The following is a 21,247-nucleotide window of genomic DNA, read 5'->3' on the forward strand; positions in this document are numbered from 1 at the left end:
TCCCCTCTACTGTGGACCGGCCACGCTCATCAGCGCGCGGACGCGTTCGCGGTCGCCGTGGAAGCCGGCGGGGTCGGTGTGCCAGGCGATCTCACCCTTGACCATCACCGCGACGTTGTCGGCGAGTTCGAGTGCCAATCGCACGTTCTGTTCGACGAGCAGGACGGTGATGCCGTCCTCGCGCAACGCGCGGACGACGTCGGCGACCTGCCGCACCACCATCGGAGAGAGTCCGTCCGACGGCTCGTCGAGCAACAGCAGGCGCGGGTTGGTCAGCAGTGCCCGGCCGATCGCGAGCATCTGCTGCTCGCCGCCGGAGAGTTGGTCGCCGCGGTTGCCCCGCCGTTCCCGCAGCCGCGGCAGCAGTTCGTAGAGCCGATCCAGCGTCCAGGGCCCCGGCCGGTTGCGGCGTACGGCGATGCGCAGGTTCTCCTCGACCGTCAGCGGGCTGAACACCCGCCGTCCCTGGGGCACCAGCGCGATGCCGGTCGAGGCGATCCTGTCGGTCCGCTCGCGGGTCAGCTCCCGCCCGGCGAACACGACACTGCCCGAGTACGCCCGTACGAGCCCGATCACCGACATGACCAGGGTCGACTTGCCGACCCCGTTCCTGCCGAGCACCGCGAGCACGGTGCCTTCGTCGATGGTCACGTCGACGCCCTGCAGCACCACGCTCCCGTCGTATCCGGCGCGCAGACCGCGCACTTCCAGCAGCGGGCTCACGGGATCTCCTTCAGGTCGTCGTCGGTCGCCGACCAGGACAGATACGCCTCCTGGACGGCAGGGTCGGCCGACACCTCGGCCGGTGTGCCGGTGGCCAGGAGCTTGCCGTGGTGCAGTACGGAGATGTCGGTCGCCAGGCTGAACACAACGTCGAGGTCGTGCTCGACCACGATCACCGTCAGGTCGTCGGGAAGTGTCTTGACCAGCTGGACGAAGGCGTCCGACTCGGTCGCCGACATGCCGGCCGTGGGCTCGTCGAGCAGCAGCAGGCGGGGCTTGGAGGCGAGCGCCAGGGCCAGCTCCAGCTGACGGCGCTCGCCGTGGGACAACGATGACACGAGGTCACCGCTCCGCTCGGCCAGGCCCACCGCGGTGAGACATTCCCGGGTGGCGGCGGCCCGGTCCGCGTATCGGGCGGAGCCGCGCCACCACACGGTGCCGATGCCCTGCACCCGCTGGGCGGCGAGCGCGACGTTCTCGGCGACTGTGAGCGACATGAAGACGCTGGAGTGCTGATAGGTCTGGGCGATCCCCATCCGGACCCGGCGTGGTTGGGAGTAGCGGGTGATGTCGTCGTCGAAGTAGCGGATCCGGCCGTCGGTCGGACGGACCTCGCCGGAGAGCAGCTTGAACATCGTGGACTTCCCGGCGCCGTTGGGTCCGATCAGCGCGTGCCGGGCCCCGGCGCGGACCGTCAGCGTCACGCCGTCGACCGCGCGCAGCGCGCCGTACGCCCGGGTCAGGCCATCCAGCCGTAGTGCGGCGGTCATACCCGCTCCTTCCGTAGCGGCTCGGCGGTCACGGCCGCGGGCGGGCGACGGCGCAGCGGGTTGCGGATCCCGGCGAAGCCGTCCGGCAGCGTGTAGACCACCACCACGAGCACCACGCCGAGTACGAGGGGGCCGAGGCCCTGCATGGAGATCGGCAGCATGTTCTGCGCGACGATGATCAATGCGGAGCCGGCCACCGCCCCCCAGAGGCTCTGCGACCCGCCGACGATCAGCGCGAGCAGTGCCAGCGCCGAGGTGTGGAAGCTCATGTCGGACGGGGAGATGAACAATGTCTGGGTCACCCACAACGATCCGGCCACGCCGGCGAACGCGCCGCTGACGGTGAACGCGGCGTATTTGTAGAGGGCGGTGCTGTAGCCGAGCGCGCGCATCCGCGGTTCGTTGTCGCGCACGCCGCGTAGCGCCCGGCCGAACGGCGAGCGGATCAGCAGCGCGATGAGGGCCGCCATGAGGAGCACGGCTCCGGCGATGTACCAGTAGACGACGGCGATGTGCCGCAGCGTGACGCCGGGCAGCAGCGTCAGCGCCGGAATGTTCGCGAGGCCGTCGGAGCCGCCGGTGAGGCTGACCCGCGCGATGGCCACCAGGGCGAGCAACTCGCCGATGGCCAGCGTCAGCATCAGCACGTACGTGCCCCTTACCCGGACAAGCAGCCAGCCGGTGGCGGCGGCGACCAGCGCCCCGGCCGCCGCCGAGATCACCAGCAGTGTGGGTGCGCTGGTGGTCAGGTGGCCGGCCAGCAGGGCGGTCACGTAGCCGCCGACGCCGAAGAAGCCGGCCTGTCCGATGGTCGGCACTCCGGCGATGCCCATGAGCAGGACGATGCTCATCACCATGAGGGAGAAGGCCAGGATCTGGGTGAGGGTGGACACCGCGTAGGGGCCGAGCAGGAACGGTGGCGCGGCGGCGGCCAGCACGAGCAGTGGCGGGACGAGCAGCGGCGGGACGAGCGCGCCCGTGGCCGGACGTTCGAGGATGTTCATGTGGTCGCCTCCGCTCGGCCAAGGAGGCCGTGCGGCCGCACGACCAGGACCAGCGCCATCGCGCCGAATATGAGAAACGGGGCGACCTCGGGCGCGAGGGCCGTGCCGAGGGTCTGCACCTGACCGATCAGCAGGCCGCCGATGAGCGCGCCGCGGGCCGATCCCATGCCGCCGATGACCACCACGACCAAGGCGATCAACAGGACGTGGCTGTCGAGCCCGGGCGCGGCGCCGAGCATCGGGCCGCCGAGGACACCGGCCACCACGGCGAGTGCGGAGCCGACGGCCAGCACGCCGTAAAGGATCTTCCGGGTGTCGATGCCGAGCGTGCTGACGATGTCGGCGTCGGCGACGATTGCCCGCACGACGGCACCCATCATCGTGCGCTCCAGGATCACCTCGGCCAGCAGGGCGATGAGCAGCCCGAAGCCGATCAGCACCAGCCGGTAGACGGGGTAGGGGTTGCCGAGGATTGTGACGCTGCCGTCCAGGCCGGCGGGTGCCGGCACCGAGCGCACATCCGCGCCGAAGATCCACAACAACAGGCTGGACCCGGCCAGCGAGATGCCGAGTGTGAGCAGTGCCTCCGCCATGTGGCCGCGGCGGGTCAGCAGCCGGGTCATCGTGGTGAGCCCGACCCCGGCCAGTGCGCCGACGGCCAGCGCGATGCTGAGCGCCAGCACCCACGACAGCCACGCGCCGCTCGGTGCCACGACCACGGCGGCGACATAGGCGCCGGCGAGGAAAAGCGTGCCGTGCGCCAGGTTCAACAGGTTGAGCATGCCGAACACGAGCGACAGACCGACGGCCAGCGTGTAGAGCAGTAGGCCGTACGCCAGCCCGTTGATCACCGTGATGAGGTTGGCGTCGAACCATTGCGTCGCTACGGACACGTTCCTCCCTTCATTGGATGCTTCATCGATACCTGTGGCGGGCGGCGCGTCCTGTCGGGGCACGCCGCCCGCGGGTTTTCAGGACTTCTTGCCGTCGCTGGAGTAGACGCCCAGGACCTCGATCACCTCGTCGCTCATGACGCCGTCGGTCTCGGTGGCCCGCCGCAGGTAGATGGTCTGGCTGGGTGCCTGGAAGGTGTCGAAGCGCCAGGTCCCGCGCGGCGTTTCGACGTCACCCACCTTGCCCAGCGCCACGTTGACGGCGTCTCCAGTGATCGCGCCGTCGCCGATCGACGCGAGCGCCTTGTCCAGCACCGCGGCCGACGCGTACTGGGCCTCGGAGTAGACGGACGGCTGCGCGTTGAACTTGGCCATGTACGCGTCGACGAACTCCTTGTTGACCGGGGTGTCGATGCTCGGGCTGTAGATCGAGTTCGTCAGCACGTCGGCGGCGGCCGAGCCCTGCGCGGCGAGGTTGCCCTCGGTCAGCGCCTGGTTACCGTAGAGCGTCGCCTGGTCTTTGAGACCGAACTGGCCGTACTGGGTCACGAACTTGGTGGCCTCGGCGCCGGCGTAGAACGCGTACACCGTGCCGGCCTTGCTCTTCTTGATCTCCGACAGGTACGGCTGGTAGTCCTGGGTGGTGCCGAACGGTGTGAACGTGGTGCCGACGACCTCGACTCCGCTGGCCTCCAGGCCCGCCTTGACGTCGTCGATGATGTCGCGGCCCTGCTTGTAGTCCGCGCCGATCAGGTAGGCCGGCTTGTCCTTCGCCTGGGCCACGAGGTGGTCCACGATGGATGTGTTCATCATCGGATTGGTCCAGCCGACCCGCCACCAGAACGGGTTGTCGGCGACCTGGCCGGTGGAGACGACCGGGATCTTCGCGTCGGAGAAGACCGTGGCCACGCCGACGGCCGTGGCGCTGTTGACGATGCCGGTGACGACGCTCACCTGCTCCTGCTGCACGAGCCGCCGGGCGGCGGCCGTGCCGGTCTGCGGCGTGCTGCCCTCGTCGACCGTGACCAGGTCGATCTTGCGGCCACCCAGTTCGCCGTTGTTCTTGTCGAGGTAGATCTGCATCGCTCGATCGAGGTCGGTGCCGATCGAGGCGTAGATGCCGGACTTCGGCACCATGAACCCGATCTTGATCGAGTCGCTCGTGCCGGTTGGCTCGGCACTCTCGCCGCCCGCGACGGTGCTGCCGCCGCAACCGGTCAGGGCGAGTGCGAACGCGAGCGCGGCGATCCCCGATACGGCCCCTTTGCGTGTCATGTCGTTAGCTCCCTGTGCTGTGGCACGGCCGGTTCCCTCCTACGGTCGGAGCCGGTGGCCACGCCCGTAACGATGCCTGACTTTGGTGCCTATTTATCTTCGGATAAATACCGGTTTGGGTAATTATGTCGCTTCGAAGTGCCCTAGTGGCCATGTGGCTTAGCCAATTTAAACGGACGATCCGCCCATGGTGTCAAGGTCGCGAACGGCTCGTTACCAAGCCGTAGCTACCGGTCGACGGTCACGTATTCAGGTTCGAATAACGCCTCGACACCGGCCAGGGCGCCACCCGCCGGGGGCGCCGCGCCGACCGCCGCGAGCAGGTCCTCGACCGTTCCCGCCGGCGATTTCGGCGATGACCTCGGCCGTCGCCGGGCCGGTCACCGGGACGTGATCGGCCGACCCGGCCTGCCTCGCTCGCCCGCGACGAACATTCCGGTTGACACGTCCACCGGAATCACGCCGCTCATACAGCGCTCATGTGGAGTCGTGTCGCAGACCGGCGTTGGCCGCCTGCACGTCGTACATGGACAGGAAGTCGTCGTCGCGGTGGCCCTGCCCGATCGCGGCCTGGATGATCTGGTGCACCAGGCTCGCCACCGGCATCGGCACCTCGTGGGTCCGGGCGGCGCCGAGGCCGAGATCGAAGTCCTTGCGCAGCAGCGCGGTCGTGAAGGTCGGACGCCAGTCCCGTTCCAGCAGGTCGGGGGTGCGGTGACGGACCCACTCGGAGCCGAGCACGGTGCCGCCGAGGAACTCCAGGAACGCGGCCCTGTCCACACCGCCCTTCTCGGCCAGCGTCACCACCTCGACCAGGGATTCGACCATCATCCCCAGGTAGAGGTTGTGGCAGACCTTGACCAGCCGGCTCACCTCTCCCGGACCGGCGTAGACCGCGCTCTGGCCGATCGTCTCCAGCAACGGCCGGACCAGGTCGAAGCTCTCCCGGTCGCCCGACGCCACCAGGCGCGCGTCCCCGGCGGCGACCACATGCGGGTTTCCGCTCACCGGGGAGGCCACGAAACGCACGCCGCGCGCGGCCGACTCGGCGCGCGCCTCGGCCGACGCCTCCGCAGAGACGGTCGAGCAGTCGACCACCGTGCCCGGCAGGGCTGTTCCCTCGTAGAGGCGGCGCAACACCTCGCGCAGGTCGTCCGAGGTCGAGACCATGATGAACACGACGTCACAGCCGCCCAGGTCGGACACCTCGTCGGCGACCGTCGCGCCGCGCGGCACCAGCGCCTCCGCCTTGGCCCGCGTACGGTTCCAGACCCGCACCGGGAGGCGGGCGTCCAGCAGGCGGCCGGCCATCGCCGCGCCCATCCGTCCAGCGCCGATCCAGCCGATCTCTGTCATCTTCTCTTCTCCGCTCACAGTAGGTCGGCGCCCCGCGTATACCGGATGCCCGTCACGTACAGCTGGTCGGCCGGGAAACGGGTGAGCAGCTGACAGCCGTCCGCGGTCACCACGACCTCCTCCTCGATGCGCGCGGCGGCGCTGCCGTCCGGCGTCGGCCAGTAGGTCTCGATCGCGAAGACCATGCCCTCCTGCAACGTCACCGGATGCTCGAAGGAGTGGTATCGGCTCATCAGCGGCCGCTCCCAGTTGGACAGGCCGAGCCCGTGGCAGTACTGCAGTCCGAACGCCTCCTCCTCGTTGGCGTACCCGAACTCCTGAGCGGCCGGGAAGTGCCGGACCACGTCGGCCGAGGTCGCGCCGGGACGGATCTCGGCGATCGCGTTGTCCATGAACTCCCGGGCCCGCCGGTACGCCTCCACCTGGGCCAGGCCGGCCCCTCCGACGTTGAACGTCCGGTAGTAGCAGGTCCGGTAGCCGTTGAAGGAGTGGATGATGTCGAAGTATGCGGTGTCGCCGGGCCGGATCAGGCGGTCGGAGAACACGTGCGGATGCGGGCTGCAGCGGCCGCCGGAGATGGAGTTGACCGCCTCGACCTCTTCCGAGCCGTGCTCGTAGAGATAACGGTTGACCAGCGCCACGCAGTCGTTCTCGCGGATGCCCGGCCGCAGGGTGCGGAACAGCTCCTCGTAGGCCCCGTCCACCAGGCCGGCCGAATGGTCCAGCAGGGCGATCTCGTCGGGGGTTTTGACCGCGCGGACGTCCTGCATGAACGAGTGTCCGTCGACGACGGTGAGACCGGCGCCCTCCAGGGCGCGCAGCACCGGCAACTCGACCACGTCGACACCGATCGGCTCACCTGCCAGGCCGTGGTCGCGGAGCAGTTGGGCGATCCTGGCCGCGTTGCCCCGCTCGACACCCACCTCCTCGGGAATCGAGCCACGCCAGCTGGACAGGCCCGCCTGCCAGCTCTCCTTGCCGAACCAGGGCGCGAACCGCTGGTGCGTGCGTGCGGCCGAACCGATGTCCCACAAGATCGGCTCCTGGTCCCGCATCACGAGCGCGCACCGGAAAAGCTTGTCGCGCGCCCAGTTCCCGATGTGGGTGCCGGTCGTGTAGCGGATGTTGTTCATGTCGAACAGAACAAGCGCGCCCAGGTCGGAGTGGGCGAACGCGTTCTGCACCTTGGCGAAGCGCTCCCTGCGGAGCCGGTCGAAGTTGACTCGTTCCTCCCAGTCGACACCCATGGTCGCGCCGAGTGAGGCGATCGAGCCGGTCTCCGCCGGTGGAGCATAGAAATTGGTCACAGGGCCTCCCGTATCAGACTGGTGAGTACTCGCCGACGGCGGCGGGACTTGTCGGGGCGACCGGCGCGGGGCCGCCCGGTTTGAGCACACCCCACACCGCGTCGACGATCGACTGGGTGGTGAGGTCGTAGGTCTGGAAAAGGTGATGGGCGGTCAGAGCGCCCTCGGCGAAGGTGTCCCGCAGGCCGACCCGGCGCAGCCTGGCGCCCGACCCGGCCTCGGCCAAGGCCTCGGCGACCGCCGATCCCAGGCCGCCGACGATCGTGTGGTTCTCCGCGGTCACGACCGCGCGCACCCCGGCCGCGGCGTCCACCACCGTGGCGGCGTCCAGTGGCTTGACCACGGGGGCGTGCACGAGGCCGCAGTCGATCCCGGTGGCGGCGAGTATGTCGGTGGCGACAATGGCGGCGGGAAGCATCATGCCGTTGGCGACGATCACCGCGTCGCCCCCCGTCCGCAGCCGCTGGGCGCGGTGCATCGAGAACTCGTACCCCTCCTCGAAGATCACCGGGATCTCACCGCGCTTGAGGCGCAGGTAGACCGGGCCCGGATGGTCGAGGATCGCGGGCACGACCTGTTGGATCTCCGTGGCGTCGGCGGCGTCGATCACCGTCAGATTGGGCAGCGCACGCATCAGCGCCACGTCCTCGATGGCCTGGTGGCTCGGGCCACCGGGGCTGGAGATGCCCGGCATGAAGCCGACGATGCGCACCGGCAGGTTCGGGTACGCGACGGCGTTGACGATCTGGTCGAACGGGCGCCGGGTGGCGAAGACGCCGAAGGTGTGCACGAACGGCACGTGACCGGCCCGGGCCAGCGCCCCGGCGATGCCGATCATGTTGGCCTCGGCCATGCCGACGTTGATGAAACGTTCCGGCAGCTCGTCGCGGAACAGGTCTATCTCGCACTGACGGGTCAGGTCTCCGGACAGGCAGACGATCCGCTCGTCGACGCGGGCCAGATCCAGCAGTGTCCTGCCGTACGGTTTCAAGACTGTGGGGTACGGCGGTCTACGCAAGGCGGGCCTCCAGTTCGGCGACGGCCTGCTCGGCCAACTTCGGGGGGAGCTTGACGAAGTGTCCGTCGATGGTGCTGGGCAGACAGTCCAGGCCGGTGGTCGTGGCGGTCCTGGCGGTGACGACCGCGGGGCGGTCGGACCGGACGGCCTTCTCGAGCGCGGACTCCAGCGCCTGGATGTCGTGGCCGTCCACGTCCTGGACGTGCCACCCGAACGCGCGCCACTTGTCGGCGACGGGCTCGATCGTGGTGATCTCCGCGACCGGGCCGTCCACCTGGGAGTTGTTCGCGTCGACGAGCGCGATGATGCCGCCGAGCCCGTGGTGGGCGGCGAACATCGCCGCCTCCCAGACCTGGCCCTCCTCCAACTCGCCGTCACTGACGAGCACCACGGTCCTGGCGTCGGTGCGGCCCAGCAGCCGGTCGGAGAGCGCGAAGCCGACCGCGGCGGACAGGCCCTGACCCAGCGATCCGCAGGTGAGGTCGATCGAGGGGGAGCGTTCCGTGCCGATCGCTTCCAAACGCGAGCCGTCGTGACCGTAGGTCGCGAGCGCGGCCGGATCGAGCAGACCGCACTCGGCCGCCGCCGCGAACGCTCCGATCACATAGTGGCCCGGTGAGATCACGATGCGGTCCACCTCGGGTCGGTACACCCTGCCGTAGACGGTCGCCAGGATCTCGGCCGACGACAGCGCCTGTCCCAGATAGCCAAGCCCATGCGTCGCCACCATCCGCACGGCGTGAAGCCGGATGCGGTCGGCCAACGCGGCGAGTGACTCGGTTTTTTGGTCCATGTCTGCTCTCTAGTGGTAAAGTGGCTATGCCGCTTTAGTACAACCACAGAGCTTATGCCGTGTCAAGCCCTCTTCCTGGCGGTTCCGTGGCGGGCGTACGCTCTCCCTCGTCTTGGTCAAACTGGAGGAATCCATGGCGCTGGCGGACCACGAAAACGGTTCACGCCCACGCAAGGTTGTGGAGTTCGGGGCCGTCCGAACCGTGTCGACCAGCCGGCTCGCAGACGACGTCGCCGAGCAGATTCGACAGCTCATCATCACCCAGGACATCGCCGAAGGTGCGCGCCTGCCGTCGGAACGCCACCTCGCGGAGATGTTCGGCGCCAGTCGGCCGATCGTCAGCCAGGCCTTGCGCACGTTGTCGCTCATGGGGCTTGTCGAGATCAAGCAGGGCTCGGGGGCGTACGTGATGCGTCGCCCGGAGTCGGGCCTGGCCGCCTCCGTCAACCTGATGCTCGACCTCGACAGGCAGTCTCTGTCACGCCTGGTCGACCTGAGGCTCTGGCTGGAGACGCTGGGCGCGACCGAAGGGCTGCGAAACCCCGAAACCGACCTCGCCGAGGTGAGGTCGGCGCTGCAACGCCTCAAGGAGAGCATGGCCCATGGCACGTCGGCGTGGATCGCCGCCGACACGGTCTTCCACGCGGCGGTCGTCCGGACCTCCGGCAACCCGTTCCTGACCTCGATCTACGAGGCGGTCCACACCGCGATCATCTCTTACGAGTACGACGACTGGGTCAACAGGGACCTGATCCCCGACTGGCTGTTACCGGACAGCGCCGACGCTCAGATGGCCATTCACAAGCCCATCCTGGACGGGATGACCGCCGGTGACGACACCGCCACCCGCGCCGCGATCCGTCACCACCACGAGGTGATGCTCCAGCACATCGAGCGCAGCCGCCGTTAGCGTCGCGAGAAAACATCGCGGGCCGCATGCCTTGAGGGGCTCGTGCCGGGGAGGACGGCGGAGGGTGATCCAGCCCTCGGGCCGGCACGGGTGAGGTCCGTGTGACAGGACGGTCGCCACCTGAGGTGTCGGCTCCGCCACGACGAGATCCGGCTACTGATCGACCTCGGCGCTGCCGTTGACGCGGAGCTTGCGGCGGGCGCGGTCGTAGAAGCTCTTGGGGCCGAGCCTGACCACCCAGGCGGCGGCGCGGATCGCGGTGATACCGAGCGCGTCCCCGGGTGTCAGGTGCGCGGCCACCGCGCCGTCCACCTCCACGGCGAGTCGTCCGCTCGTCGGCAGCAGGTCGAGCACCACCCGCTCGTCGGCCGACAGCACGAGGGCCCGGTTGAACGACGAGTGCGCGGCGGCGGGAACCACCAGGAACCCCTCGACCGTCGGCGACACGATGGGACCGCCCGCGGAGAAGCTGTAGGCGGTCGACCCGGTGGGGGTGGCCACGATCACCGCGTCGGCCGCGTAGCGCACGAAGGGATGGCCCTCCACGGTGATCGACACCGCCGACAGCCCGTCACCCGGTATCCGCACCAGGGCGATGTCGTTGAACGCGGTCATCGTCGTGCCGTCGGGCAGGGTCGCCCGCACCGCCATGCGCGGCTCGACGCTGTAGTCGTGGTTGTCGATGGCCGACAGCGCGGGAGGCAGCTCGTCGACGTCGATCTCCGCGAGGAAGCCCAGCTTGCCGAGGTTGACGCCCAGGACGGGGAGCTTGCGCTCCGAGGCGAGCCGCATGGTGCGCAGCATCGTGCCGTCGCCGCCGAGGCTGACGAGCAGGTCGGCGCGGTCGACCAGGGTGGGGGCGTCGACCGCGACGGCGCTGCAGTCGATGCGCCCGACCTCGTCGGGCAGCCCGAGCACCGTGACGTCGCGGGCGCGGGCCCACTCCACGATCGTGTCGATGGCCACCTTCGAATCGCGCTGCGGGTGCAGAACCAGTCCCACGGTCTTGACCATCCCCATGCCTCACACTGTACGGGGAGCCGCCATCGGATCCGTACGCCGAATCCCGCGGTCCGCGAGATCGGGGTACGGCGGCGAGGAGCGGGCGAGCCCTTGGGCGGCAGGCCCCGCGGTGAGTGCGGGCACAGGTGCGAGCGCCGGGCACAGGTAAGGGTCCGGCGGCGAGGAACGGGCTTCCAGGCGTAGGGGCTTTCGGGCGTGGCGGAGGTGGAGAGCCTCAGCCCTGGCGCCTTTTCTTCATCCGCGCCTCGTGGAGGTGGCGGCGCCCGCCGGCGAGCCGCTCCCTGATCCGCCTTTCCACGCCGGTGAAGGCGGCGTGGTAGCCGTCCTCGTACTCCTCCACGATCTGGAAGGTCCACCTGTCGGGGATGACGTCCAGGCCGATCAGCTCGCGGGTCACCATGTCGGCCATCTCGGGGTGGCCCGCGGCGCGCAGCAGTTCCACGGCCTCGTCGAGTTGCAGGTCGGCGTGGCCGGTCAGCTGGTGGAAGGAGTAGAGGTGCCCGCGAGCCCTCTCGGTCGTCTCCAAGGCCTCGGAGAGCTTGCCCAGGGCCTCGGCGGTCACGTCGTCGACCTCGATATCGGCCCCGGTGTCGGCACTGCTGTCGGCCTCGGTTGCGGCATCGACGCGGGACGAGGCGTCGGGCGAGGTTCGGGAGGAGGCCGTCTCCGGCCGTACGTCGTGGGTCACCCGATCTCCTCCTCGCGGGGCGGCGGCGGTGCTCGGGGCGGTGTGCCGGAGCTCGGTCGCTGTCGGCTGCATGCCCTTTGAGCTGTGGGAACGTGTCCCTACCCCGGGTGGAGAGCGTGAATCACCGGCTTTGGGCCGTGCGCAAAGAGGTGGTCTTGAGGCAACACACAGTTAAATGCCAGGAAAGGTGGCTACCCTCCGTGGGCATGGACTGGCAGCGCAAGGCAAACAACGCACTTGTCAGGCTCACCGGATTCCAGCTTAACCGAGTAGGAAAAGTTGGTCCACCGGTAGCGGTGAGGACACCCGCGGCGGCGGAGGAATCGTTCAGGCCGCCCTCGGACCCGAAGATCGACCGGCTGCTGATCGCCCCGATCTTCATCCTCTCGCCGGTGCGGTCCGGTTCCACGCTCCTGAGGGTCCTGCTCAACGCCCACTCCATGCTGCACGCCCCGCACGAGCTGCACGTCCGAAGGCTGCGGGTGGAGTTCGGCACCTCGCTGGCGGAGAAGGCGATGGGGGCACTCGGGCACGACCGGGCCGACCTGGAACACCTGCTGTGGGACCGCGTGCTGCACCGCGAGCTGGTCAAGAGCGGCAAGACGTTCGTCGTGGACAAGACTCCGGCCAACGCCTTCGCGTACCGGCGCATCGCCGCGTGCTGGCCGGACGCCCGGTTCGTCTTCCTGCTGCGCCACCCGGCGTCCATCGCGAGTTCGTGGTACGAGGCCGGCGCGGGCAAGAGGACGCCCGAGGAGGCGGCGCTCGACGCCCTTCGCTACATGAAGGCCGTGCAGCGGGCCCGGGGGGCGCTCAGCGGGTGCACCGTGCGCTACGAGGACCTGACCGCCGACCCCGAGACCGAGGGGCGCCGCCTCTGCGACTTTCTCGGCGTTCCCTGGGAGCCGGAGATGCTGACGTACGGGGAGCAGTCCGTGCTGGAGAAGGGGCTGGGCGACTGGAAGGACAAGATCCGCTCCGGGAGCGTGCAGCCCGCGCGCGAGCTGCCGACGACGGAGGAGATCCCCGAGCCGCTCAGGCCGATGTGCGAGAGCTGGGGATACCTGCCGCGCGCCGCGGAGCCCGCGTGACGGCCCCGGGGGCGCCCGGATCTCCCGGTGCGATGAAGATCCGCTACATGCTCCTGCACGCGTACGGCATGGGTGGAACGATCCGCACGGTGATCAACCAGGCGAACGCGATGGCCGCGGCCGGACACGAGGTCGAGATCGTCAGCGTGGTGCGCCGCAGGGAGAGCCCGCAGTTCCCGATCGACGAGCGCGTCCGTCTCCTGGCGCTGTCGGACCAGCGGGAGGCCAGGCCGGTCGACTCGGTGGGACGCAAGGCCTGGCGGCGGATCCGCGGCAAGATCGTGCCCGCGGGGGAGTTCGCGGCCTCCTACTTCACCGAGCGCGTGGAGCGGGCCGTCATCGAGTACGTCTCCGCGCTCCGGGACGGCATCCTGGTCACCACCCGTCCCGCGCTGAACCTCATCTCCGCCCGGCGTACTCCCGTGAGCGTCGTCAGGGTCGCCCAGGAACACATGAACCTGGCCACCCACCCCGCGGCGGTCCGGTCGGCGATCGCCCGCCACTACGGCGGCCTGGACGCGGTGGCCGTGCTCACCGGGACCGACAGGAAGGAATACCAGGAGCTTCTGCCCGACACCCCCGTCGTGCGGATACCCAACGCGGTCGGCCCGGTGCGGCAGCCGCCCGCCGAGCGGGAGGGGAGGCTCGCGGTCGCGGCCGGGCGGCTCGTCGGGCAGAAGGGGTTCGACCTGCTGATCCCCGCGTTCCGGCAGGTCGTCGACCGCCACCCGGACTGGCGGCTGCGCATCTACGGCACCGGCCCGAAGAAGGACAGGCTGCGCGAGCTCCTGAAGGAGCACGCGCTGGGGGACAACGTCACCTTGATGGGACGGACCGAGCACCTCGACGAGGAGCTGGCCAAGGCGTCCTTCTACGTGCTCAGCTCGCGGTTCGAGGGGTTGCCGATGGTGATGATCGAGGCGATGGCCCAGGCGCTGCCCGTGGTCGCCTTCGACTGCCCGACCGGCCCGGCCGACGTGCTCACTCCCGGCGTCGACGGGCTGCTCGTCCCGCCCAAGGACGTCGACGCGCTGGCGGCGGCGATGGTCCGGCTCATCGAGGACCGGGAGTTGCGGGAGCGGATCGGGGCCGCCGCGATCGTCACCGCGCGCGACTACACGCCCGAGGTGGTCATGCCGCTCTGGGAGAACCTGTTCGCCGAGCTTCTGGACCGCGCGCCGGAACGGTAATACTTACCTGCTTTGCCCGACTTTCCGCTTTTAAGGGAAATGTCGCTCTGGTTCATATTTCACATTTTTCGTCGCTGTGCCGTCGCGTTTTCGTGCGAGGCCGCGGGTGTGTCCGGGCGCCCGGGATATGGGCGTGTCCGGGACGACCGGGGAGCGTCCGGGATCGGCCGCCGGCCTGTCCGGGGCGCGCCCAGGTCGCGAGGACGTGACCTGGGCCCGTTTCGCGCGAGGGGTTTCCGCGTCGCGGCGCCGGTCGCCGAGGATGCGTGATGCCGTGTCTGTCATGACGGACACCCCGGCCCGCGGAGCCCGTCGTATGCGTGCGGTGCCGCGATGAACAAGACATTCAATGTTTTTCGGGCATTTGGCGATGGCGACTTTTTTAATTGCCGGCCGGATCGTAGTCAATGCTTGACAGGTTATTTAAGGACCTCCCAATATTGAGGCGTCCACGATGGCGGTCCGTATCCGGCTCCGCGCATCGGGGGGTCAACGATTCTGCCGTTTCTGTCGCGGGTAATTGACGTTCCCCCCTGGCTGTTTCATGTCTTTTTCTCCCCTGTCAGATACGAGTACGGATCGGTGGTGTGTTGTGACGGAGTTCGAGGCTGGCCGGTCGCAGCTGAGCTTGAGTACGGACGCCGCGCGTAACCTGGCGACGACGACCAAGTCGACTCCCCAGATGCAGGAGATCACCTCACGGTGGCTGCTGCGGATGCTCCCCTGGACGCAGGTCTCGGGCGGCACCTACCGCGTCAACCGGCGGCTGAGCTACACGATCGGTGACGGGCGGGTGAGCTTCACCAACTCGGGGTCGCAGGTGGCGGTCATCCCGGCCGAGCTGTGCGAGCTGCCCCTGCTGCGCGGATTCGACGACTCCGACGTCCTCGACGCGCTGGCGGGCAGGTTCGTCCAGCGCGAGTTCCAGGCCGGCGACGTGCTCGTGGAGGCGGGACAGCCGGCCGACGAGGTCGTGCTCATCGCGCACGGCAAGGTCAACAAGCTCGGCACGGGTCCGTACGGCGACGAGATCGTGCTGACCGTGCTCGCCGCGGGCGACCACTTCGGTGACGACGCGCTCGTGGGTGACGAGGGCGAGTGGCCGTTCACCGCCAAGGCGGTCACCAGCGGCACGGCGATGGTCCTGCCCCGGCACGCGTTCCTTGAGCTGGCAGGGCAGGCCGAGCCGCTCCAGGCCCACCTGCGGCAGCGGGAGACGGCCGAGCGCGGGCCGCAGAACAAATACGGCGAGGCGGCCGTCGAGGTGGCCGCCGGGCACGCGGGAGAGGCCGACCTGCCGGGCACGTTCGTCGACTACGAGCTCACCCCGCGCGAATACCAGCTGAGCGTCGCGCAGACGGTCCTGCGGGTGCACACCCGGGTGGCCGACCTCTACAACGACCCGATGGACCAGATCGAGCAGCAGCTCCGGCTCACGATCGAGGTGCTGCGCGAGCGCCAAGAACACGAGCTGATCAACAACCGCGAGTTCGGGCTGCTGCACAACGCCGACCTCAAGCAGCGGATCCACACCCGCAGCGGCCCGCCCACCCCCGACGACCTCGACGAGCTGCTCAGCCGTCGCAGGAGCACGAGCTTCTTCCTCGCCCACCCGCACGCCATCGCCGCCTTCGGCCGCGAGTGCAACGCGCGCGGACTCTACCCGCAGGGCGTCGACGTCGGCGGCAGCGGGGTGCCCGCCTGGCGCGGCGTCCCCATCTTCTCCTGCAGCAAGATCCCCATCACCTCCACCCGCACCACCTCGATCCTGGCGATGCGCGTCGGCGAGGACAACCAGGGGGTCATCGGCCTGCACCAGACCGGCATCCCGGACGAATACCAGCCGAGCCTGTCGGTTCGCTTCATGGGCATCAGCGAGAAGGCGATCATCTCCTACCTGGTCAGCGCCTACTACTCCGCCGCCGTCCTGGTGCCCGACGCGCTCGGCATCCTGGAAGACGTCGAGATCGGCCACTGAGGACGGGCCGGGCGACCCACCACCTTCGGACCGGCCGCTGAGCGAGGGAGAGCAAGGATGACGACCATCGAGATGTCGACGAACGGGCGGTCCGCGAGTGAGGTGCTCGCCTGGAGCCGGGACATGGTCGAGGCGACCCTGCGCCCGGCGGCCGACACGCTCCCCGCCTCGATGCGGCGAATCGCCGGATACCAGTTCGGCTGGTGGGACGAGCAGGGCAGGCCGTCCACGATCGGCGGGGGCAAGGCGCTCCGTCCCGCGCTCGCCCTGCTCTCGGCCGAAGCCGTCGGGGGGACCGCCGTCTCGGCCCTTCGACCGGCGGCGGCCGTCGAGCTGGTGCACGACTTCTCCCTGCTGCACGACGACGTGATGGACGGTGACCGGACCCGCCGCCACCGCCCCACGGCCTGGGCCGTCTTCGGCGTCAGCCCGGCGATCCTGGCCGGTGACGCGCTGCTGACGCTCGCCTTCGACGTGCTCGCGACCGGAGGGCACCCGGCGACCGCCGAGGCGACCCGGATATTCAGCACCGCCGTGCAGGAGCTCCTGGACGGCCAGAGCGCGGACGTCGCCTTCGAGGATCGCCGGGATGTCGGGCCGGCCGACTGCCTGAGCATGGCGACCGGTAAGACCGGGGCCCTGCTGGGGTGCGCGTGCGGGCTCGGCGCGCTGTTCGGCGGTGGCACTCCCCAGCAGGTCGAGCACCTCGTCGCCTTCGGCAGGGACCTGGGGCTCGCGTTCCAGCTCGTCGACGACCTGCTCGGCATCTGGGGAGATCCCGCGACGACCGGCAAGCCCGTCCACTCGGATCTGCGCAGCCGCAAGAAGTCCGTCCCGGTCGTCGCGGCCCTCACCTCGGGCACCCCGGCCGGACGGGAGCTGGCCGGGCTCTACCACCGGGAGCAGCCGCTCTCCGACGACGAGCTGGTCCACGCGGCCACGCTCGTCGAGGCCGCGGGCGGGCGCGACTGGACGCGGGTGGAGGCCGACGAGCTGCTCGCGCGGGCACTGCGTCACCTGGAGGCCGTGGGTGCGCCGCCCCGCCCCGCCGCGGAGCTGGCCACCCTCGCTCGTCTCGTCACCCGCCGCGACCACTAGACGGTGCGGAGGCGGGCGGGCGCCTCCGCGTTCGTCTCCTCGGCGGAGCCCTCAGACGAAGGCGCCGATGCCGGTGATCGCCCGTCCCACGATCAGGGTGTTGATCTCCCGCGTCCCCTCGTAGGAGTAGATCGCCTCGGAGTCGGCGACGAACCGGCCGACGTCGTAGTCGAGGTCGATGCCGTTACCGCCCAGGATCTCCCTCGCCCACCCCACGGCCTCGCGCATCCGCGCCGTGCAGAAGGCCTTGGCCATCGCCGAGTGCTCGTCTTTGTAGACGCCCGCGTCCTGGAGTTGCGCCAGCCGCACCACCATGCCCAGTGAGCAGGTGATGTTGCCCAGCATCCGCACGAGCAGGTCCTGCACGAGCTGGAACCCCGCGATCGGCCGCCCGAACTGCTCGCGCGTCCCGGCGTACTCCAGCGCCAGCTCGTAGGCGCCCATCATGCACCCCACCGCCTGCCACGCCACGCCTCCCCGGGTCTGCCGCAGGATGGCGCCGGTGTCGCGGAAACCGTTGGCCTTCTGCAGCCGGTTGATCTCCGGCACCAAGCAGTTGGTGAGGGTGATGTCGGCGTTCTGGACCGTCCGCAGGGCTGTCTTGTTCTCGATCTTCGTCGCGGCGAAGCCGGGCGTACCCTTCTCGACCACGAATCCCTTGACTGCGCCGTCGGCGCCGTCGGTTTCGTCCTTCGCCCACACCACGATCAGGTCGGCGAAGGTCGCGTTGCCGATCCAGCGCTTGGCCCCGTTGAGCACCCACATGTCGCCCTCGCGGCGGGCCGTCGTGCGCAGTCCGGCCGCGACGTCGGAACCCCCCTCGGGTTCCGTCAGCGCGAACGCGCCGATCTTCTCCATCGCCGCCATCGGCGCCAGCCACCGCTCCCGCTGCTCCTCCGAGCCCAGCCGGTCGACGCTGCCCATCGCGAGGCCGTTGTGGACGCCGAAGAACGTGCCCATCGACGGATCCACCCGGTTCATCTCCAGGACCACGAAGCCGGTCAGCAGGCTCCGCGCTCCCCGATAGGACAGGCCCGCGATGTCAAGCTTGGCGAACCCGGGAACCAGTTCGTGGGGAAAGCGGGAGTTGGTCCACGACTCGTTCGCGATGGGCGCGACCTCGCGCGCCATGAACTCCCGCACCCGGAGCACGATCTCCTTCTCGTGCTCCTCCAGCAGGTCGAAGTAGTCGTAGAAATCACCGGTCGTCATCGGCGCGGCTCCCCTCCGGTAGTCGTGTCCCTCTGTTGGCCGAATGCCCGAAAGCCGGGGCATCAAGCGGAACACGCCGGAGACGATGAAGGCCCGGGGGATCCCCGGGCCTTCACGTCGGTCGCCGTCAGGCGTCACCCGGCCGCGACGCGGCCTCAGGCGGGACTACCAGCGGCGGGTGTAAACACGCACCCCGTCGGTCCGGCTGCGGCTCTCCTCGAGCTTGTCGGTGCCGTCGAAGATCGCGCGGTAGTCGCCGCTCTTGGTCGCGCGGGCCTTGGCGCGGAACTTACCCTGCCAGTTCGTGTCGGCGGAGGTCACGTACTTCCAGGCGCTGGAGCCGCGCTTGCGGAAGTAGATCTCCACCTCCTCACCGCGTACGCCCTTCCAGCGCCTGTCGTCGACCTGGAGACTGCCGGTGAAGTAGACCGAGCGGCCCTTGCGGACGCGCTCGGGGTTCGCGGAGAACCGGTAGACGCGGGTCTCGGCCTTCTCGGCCTTCTCGTGCACGACGGAGAAGTTGACCTCGTCGGTCACCTTCTTGCCGTCCTTGTCGTACGCGTCGGCGATCGCGACCCAGCGGCCCTCGAAGTCGCTCTCGTCGAAGCTGGTCGTGAAGCGCCACAGGTCGCCCTTGTGCAGGAGCCTGGGCTCCTGGGCGGCCATGGTGCGGGCCTGGTCGGAGACCGGCCTGAGGCGAAGCTCGACGCGGGTGGCCTCGGTGGTACGGACCTCGATGGAGACCCTCGTGTCGTCGTCTCCCTTCACGACGACCGGGTTCGGGTCGATGTTGTCGATGCGCACACTGAGAGCGACTCGCTCCGCGGAGGCCGTTCCCGCGGACAGGAGCAGAGAGCTGCCCACCGCGGTCGACAGCAGGCCGATGGCGATTCGTTTCATCAAGACGCTTTCCTTTTCTCCCCGTTTCAGGAGACGGCCAGGGTTGACCGTTCCCGCATCCATAAGACGACACAGAAGCGGGTGATGTTGCCAAAAATCTTCAAAAAAGGAGGTTTAAGTCTCCGTAAGGTAACGTTTCTAGGCGGGAACGGCCAGGTCAGGCGTCGGACGCCGGGTCCCGAAAATTTATTTGAAGCAAGTCTGTTATGTCTCATTTGTCGGAATTCCTCTTGTGGGGCGGAGGGGTTGCGGGCGGGTTCGATGTCATTAACCGGACATAACGGACAATTAGGTTGTGGTGTCGCGGTGTCGCCGGACGGATAGCGTTTGCGTATGAGTGCCACCATCGTCGCCAAGGACCTGGCCGCCGGACACGGCGACCGCGCGCTTTTCACCGGGCTCGACCTGGTGGTCGCCCCCGGTGACATCGTCGGCCTGGTCGGGGTGAACGGCGCGGGCAAGTCAACCCTGCTGCGGATCCTCGCGGGGCTGCTGCCCGCCGAGCACGGCTCCGTGCGGCTCAGCCCGCCCTCGGCGTCGGTCGGCTACCTGCCCCAGGAGCGTGAGCGCCGCGCGGGCGAGACGATCGCGGAGTTCCTGGCCCGCCGTACCGGGGTGGCCGCCGCGCAGCGCGCGCTGGACGCCGCGACCCAGGGGCTTGTGGAGGGCGCCCCGGGCGCCGACGACGACTACGCCACCGGTCTGGAGCGCTGGCTCGCCCTGGGCGGCGCCGACCTGGAGGACCGGGCCGCCGAGGTCGTCGCCGAACTCGGCCTCGCCGTGGAGCTCGACCGGCCGATGACGGCGCTCTCCGGCGGCCAGGCCGCGCGGGCGGGCATGGCCTCCCTGCTGCTCAGCCGATACGACGTCTTCCTGCTGGACGAACCCACCAACGACCTCGACCTGGAGGGGCTGGAGCGGCTCGAACGCTTCGTCACCGGGCTGCGCGCCGGGACCGTCCTGGTCAGCCACGACCGCGAGTTCCTGGCCAGGACCGTGAACAGGGTCGTCGAGCTCGACCTCGCCCAGCAGCTGGTCAGGGTGCACGGCGGTGGCTACGAGGCATACCTCGCCGAGCGCGAGGTCGCCCGTCGGCACGCCCGCGAGGAGTACGAGGAGTACGCGGGCACCGTCGCCTCCCTCAAGCAGCGCGCGGGGATGCAGCGCGCCTGGATGGAGAAGGGCGTCAAGAACGCGCGGCGAAAGGCGCCCGACAACGACAAGATCGGCCGCAACCTCCGTACCGAGACGACGGAGAAGCAGGCGGCGAAGGCCCGCCAGACCGAGCGGATGATCGAGCGGCTGGAAGAGGTGGAGGAGCCCCGCAAGGAGTGGGAGCTGCGCATGGAGATCGCGGTGGCGCCGAGGTCGGGCGCCGTCGTCGCGACGCTGCGCGACGCCGTGGTCCGGCGCGGCACGTTCACCCTCGGCCCGGTGAACCTGGAGGTCGGCTGGGCGGAGCGGGTGGCGATCACCGGCGCGAACGGCTCGGGGAAGTCCACCCTGCTCGCGGCGCTTCTGGGCCGGCTCCCGCTGGAGGAGGGCAACGCCTCGCTCGGTCCCGGCGTGGTCGTCGGGGAGGTGGACCAGGCGCGCGGGCTCTTCCTCGGTCACGAACCCCTGGTGGACGCCTTCGGCGCGGCCGTGCCCGACATGGTCCCCGGTGACGTCCGCACGCTGCTCGCCAAGTTCGGCCTGCGCGCCGCGCACGTGCCGCGCCCGGCCGCCACCCTCTCGCCGGGGGAGCGGACCCGGGCCGCGCTCGCGCTGCTCCAGGCGCGCGGGGTGAACCTGCTCGTGCTGGACGAGCCGACCAACCACCTGGACCTGGCCGCGATCGAGCAGCTGGAGTCCGCGCTCGCCTCCTATCCCGGTACGCTGCTGCTGGTCACCCACGACCGCCGGATGCTGGAGGCGGTGCACACCACCCGGCGGATCCACGTCGACGAGGGCCGGATCGCCGAAAGGTGACCGAGACGCCGCGGGACCTGACTGATGACGTAACTTTCGCAAGTCTC

19 protein-coding genes are annotated in these 21,247 nt (G+C 69.4%); 6 read left to right on the top strand and 13 right to left on the bottom strand.

The annotated features are described in order from the left end of the window. Nucleotides 1-6: 6 nt before the first annotated feature. From ACFY3D_RS27095 to ACFY3D_RS27135, 9 genes are all read right to left on the bottom strand, one after another. Entirely contained in the window at nucleotides 7-723 is a 717-nt protein-coding gene (locus ACFY3D_RS27095) for an ABC transporter ATP-binding protein (RefSeq protein ID WP_389777034.1), read from the bottom strand. Next, a complete protein-coding gene (locus ACFY3D_RS27100) occupies nucleotides 720-1,493 on the bottom strand; it encodes an ABC transporter ATP-binding protein (protein ID WP_362902211.1) in 774 nt (257 codons plus the stop codon). The genes ACFY3D_RS27095 and ACFY3D_RS27100 overlap by 4 nt, the downstream gene beginning before the upstream one ends. After that, entirely contained in the window at nucleotides 1,490-2,497 is a 1,008-nt protein-coding gene (locus tag ACFY3D_RS27105) for a branched-chain amino acid ABC transporter permease (RefSeq protein WP_362902209.1), read from the bottom strand. Before ACFY3D_RS27105 ends, ACFY3D_RS27100 begins: the two co-directional genes overlap by 4 nt. Beyond that, the gene (locus ACFY3D_RS27110) at nucleotides 2,494-3,390 is read right to left on the bottom strand and encodes a branched-chain amino acid ABC transporter permease (RefSeq protein ID WP_389984089.1); all 897 of its coding nucleotides are present in this window, start codon (nucleotides 3,388-3,390) and stop codon (nucleotides 2,494-2,496) included. Before ACFY3D_RS27110 ends, ACFY3D_RS27105 begins: the two co-directional genes overlap by 4 nt. Before the next feature lie 78 nt (nucleotides 3,391-3,468). Next, on the bottom strand, nucleotides 3,469-4,665 hold the full coding sequence (locus ACFY3D_RS27115; protein ID WP_389984093.1) for an ABC transporter substrate-binding protein: 1,197 nt from the start codon (nucleotides 4,663-4,665) through the stop codon (nucleotides 3,469-3,471). A gap of 477 nt (nucleotides 4,666-5,142) precedes the next feature. After that, nucleotides 5,143-6,021: an NAD(P)-dependent oxidoreductase gene (locus ACFY3D_RS27120; RefSeq protein ID WP_389984096.1), complete on the bottom strand. Its 879-nt coding sequence runs from the start codon at nucleotides 6,019-6,021 to the stop codon at nucleotides 5,143-5,145. A gap of 14 nt (nucleotides 6,022-6,035) precedes the next feature. Continuing rightward, nucleotides 6,036-7,328: a Xaa-Pro peptidase family protein gene (locus ACFY3D_RS27125; RefSeq protein WP_350946047.1), complete on the bottom strand. Its 1,293-nt coding sequence runs from the start codon at nucleotides 7,326-7,328 to the stop codon at nucleotides 6,036-6,038. Nucleotides 7,329-7,341: 13 nt separating this feature from the next. Continuing rightward, on the bottom strand, nucleotides 7,342-8,319 hold the full coding sequence (locus ACFY3D_RS27130) for a transketolase family protein (RefSeq protein WP_389984099.1): 978 nt from the start codon (nucleotides 8,317-8,319) through the stop codon (nucleotides 7,342-7,344). Nucleotides 8,320-8,338: 19 nt separating this feature from the next. Further along, nucleotides 8,339-9,139 (bottom strand): transketolase, encoded by an 801-nt coding sequence (locus ACFY3D_RS27135; RefSeq protein ID WP_389984102.1) that lies wholly within the window; start codon nucleotides 9,137-9,139, stop codon nucleotides 8,339-8,341. Nucleotides 9,140-9,341: 202 nt separating this feature from the next. On the opposite strand from ACFY3D_RS27135, the gene ACFY3D_RS27140 reads away from it, so the two are divergent. Beyond that, the gene (locus ACFY3D_RS27140) at nucleotides 9,342-10,049 is read left to right on the top strand and encodes a GntR family transcriptional regulator (protein WP_350946050.1); all 708 of its coding nucleotides are present in this window, start codon (nucleotides 9,342-9,344) and stop codon (nucleotides 10,047-10,049) included. A 153-nt stretch (nucleotides 10,050-10,202) separates the two neighbouring features. Here the strand turns inward: ACFY3D_RS27140 and ACFY3D_RS27145 are convergent, their stop codons facing one another. Together ACFY3D_RS27145 and ACFY3D_RS27150 are read right to left on the bottom strand one after the other, a co-directional pair. After that, nucleotides 10,203-11,069, bottom strand: a complete 867-nt coding sequence (locus ACFY3D_RS27145; protein ID WP_350946051.1) for an NAD(+)/NADH kinase — start codon at nucleotides 11,067-11,069, stop codon at nucleotides 10,203-10,205. A 217-nt stretch (nucleotides 11,070-11,286) separates the two neighbouring features. Next, nucleotides 11,287-11,760, bottom strand: a complete 474-nt coding sequence (locus ACFY3D_RS27150; protein ID WP_389984106.1) for a hypothetical protein — start codon at nucleotides 11,758-11,760, stop codon at nucleotides 11,287-11,289. Nucleotides 11,761-12,056: 296 nt separating this feature from the next. Between ACFY3D_RS27150 and ACFY3D_RS27155 the strand changes: the two genes are divergently transcribed. The 4 genes from ACFY3D_RS27155 to ACFY3D_RS27170 all read left to right on the top strand — a co-directional run bounded on the left by ACFY3D_RS27155 (nucleotide 12,057) and on the right by ACFY3D_RS27170 (nucleotide 17,117). Then, nucleotides 12,057-12,851, top strand: coding sequence for a sulfotransferase family protein (locus tag ACFY3D_RS27155; protein ID WP_389984109.1), 795 nt, complete (start codon nucleotides 12,057-12,059; stop codon nucleotides 12,849-12,851). After that, a complete protein-coding gene (locus ACFY3D_RS27160; RefSeq protein WP_389984112.1) occupies nucleotides 12,848-14,041 on the top strand; it encodes a glycosyltransferase family 4 protein in 1,194 nt (397 codons plus the stop codon). The genes ACFY3D_RS27155 and ACFY3D_RS27160 overlap by 4 nt, the downstream gene beginning before the upstream one ends. A gap of 544 nt (nucleotides 14,042-14,585) precedes the next feature. Then, a complete protein-coding gene (locus ACFY3D_RS27165; RefSeq protein ID WP_389984115.1) occupies nucleotides 14,586-16,019 on the top strand; it encodes a family 2B encapsulin nanocompartment shell protein in 1,434 nt (477 codons plus the stop codon). 57 nt (nucleotides 16,020-16,076) lie between these two features. After that, on the top strand, nucleotides 16,077-17,117 hold the full coding sequence (locus tag ACFY3D_RS27170) for a family 2 encapsulin nanocompartment cargo protein polyprenyl transferase (protein ID WP_389984118.1): 1,041 nt from the start codon (nucleotides 16,077-16,079) through the stop codon (nucleotides 17,115-17,117). A 51-nt stretch (nucleotides 17,118-17,168) separates the two neighbouring features. On the opposite strand, the gene ACFY3D_RS27175 is transcribed toward ACFY3D_RS27170, so the two are convergent. Continuing rightward, nucleotides 17,169-18,329, bottom strand: coding sequence for an acyl-CoA dehydrogenase family protein (locus ACFY3D_RS27175; RefSeq protein WP_389984121.1), 1,161 nt, complete (start codon nucleotides 18,327-18,329; stop codon nucleotides 17,169-17,171). 165 nt (nucleotides 18,330-18,494) lie between these two features. Further along, on the bottom strand, nucleotides 18,495-19,229 hold the full coding sequence (locus ACFY3D_RS27180; RefSeq protein WP_350946058.1) for a hypothetical protein: 735 nt from the start codon (nucleotides 19,227-19,229) through the stop codon (nucleotides 18,495-18,497). A 333-nt stretch (nucleotides 19,230-19,562) separates the two neighbouring features. Between ACFY3D_RS27180 and ACFY3D_RS27185 the strand changes: the two genes are divergently transcribed. After that, complete coding sequence (locus tag ACFY3D_RS27185; RefSeq protein ID WP_389984124.1) at nucleotides 19,563-21,200, top strand: ABC-F family ATP-binding cassette domain-containing protein; 1,638 nt, start codon at nucleotides 19,563-19,565, stop codon at nucleotides 21,198-21,200. Nucleotides 21,201-21,247: the final 47 nt, after the last annotated feature.

Origin of the sequence: Streptosporangium sp. NPDC000509, assembly GCF_042898365.1 — a bacterium.
Taxonomy (GTDB): domain Bacteria; phylum Actinomycetota; class Actinomycetes; order Streptosporangiales; family Streptosporangiaceae; genus Streptosporangium.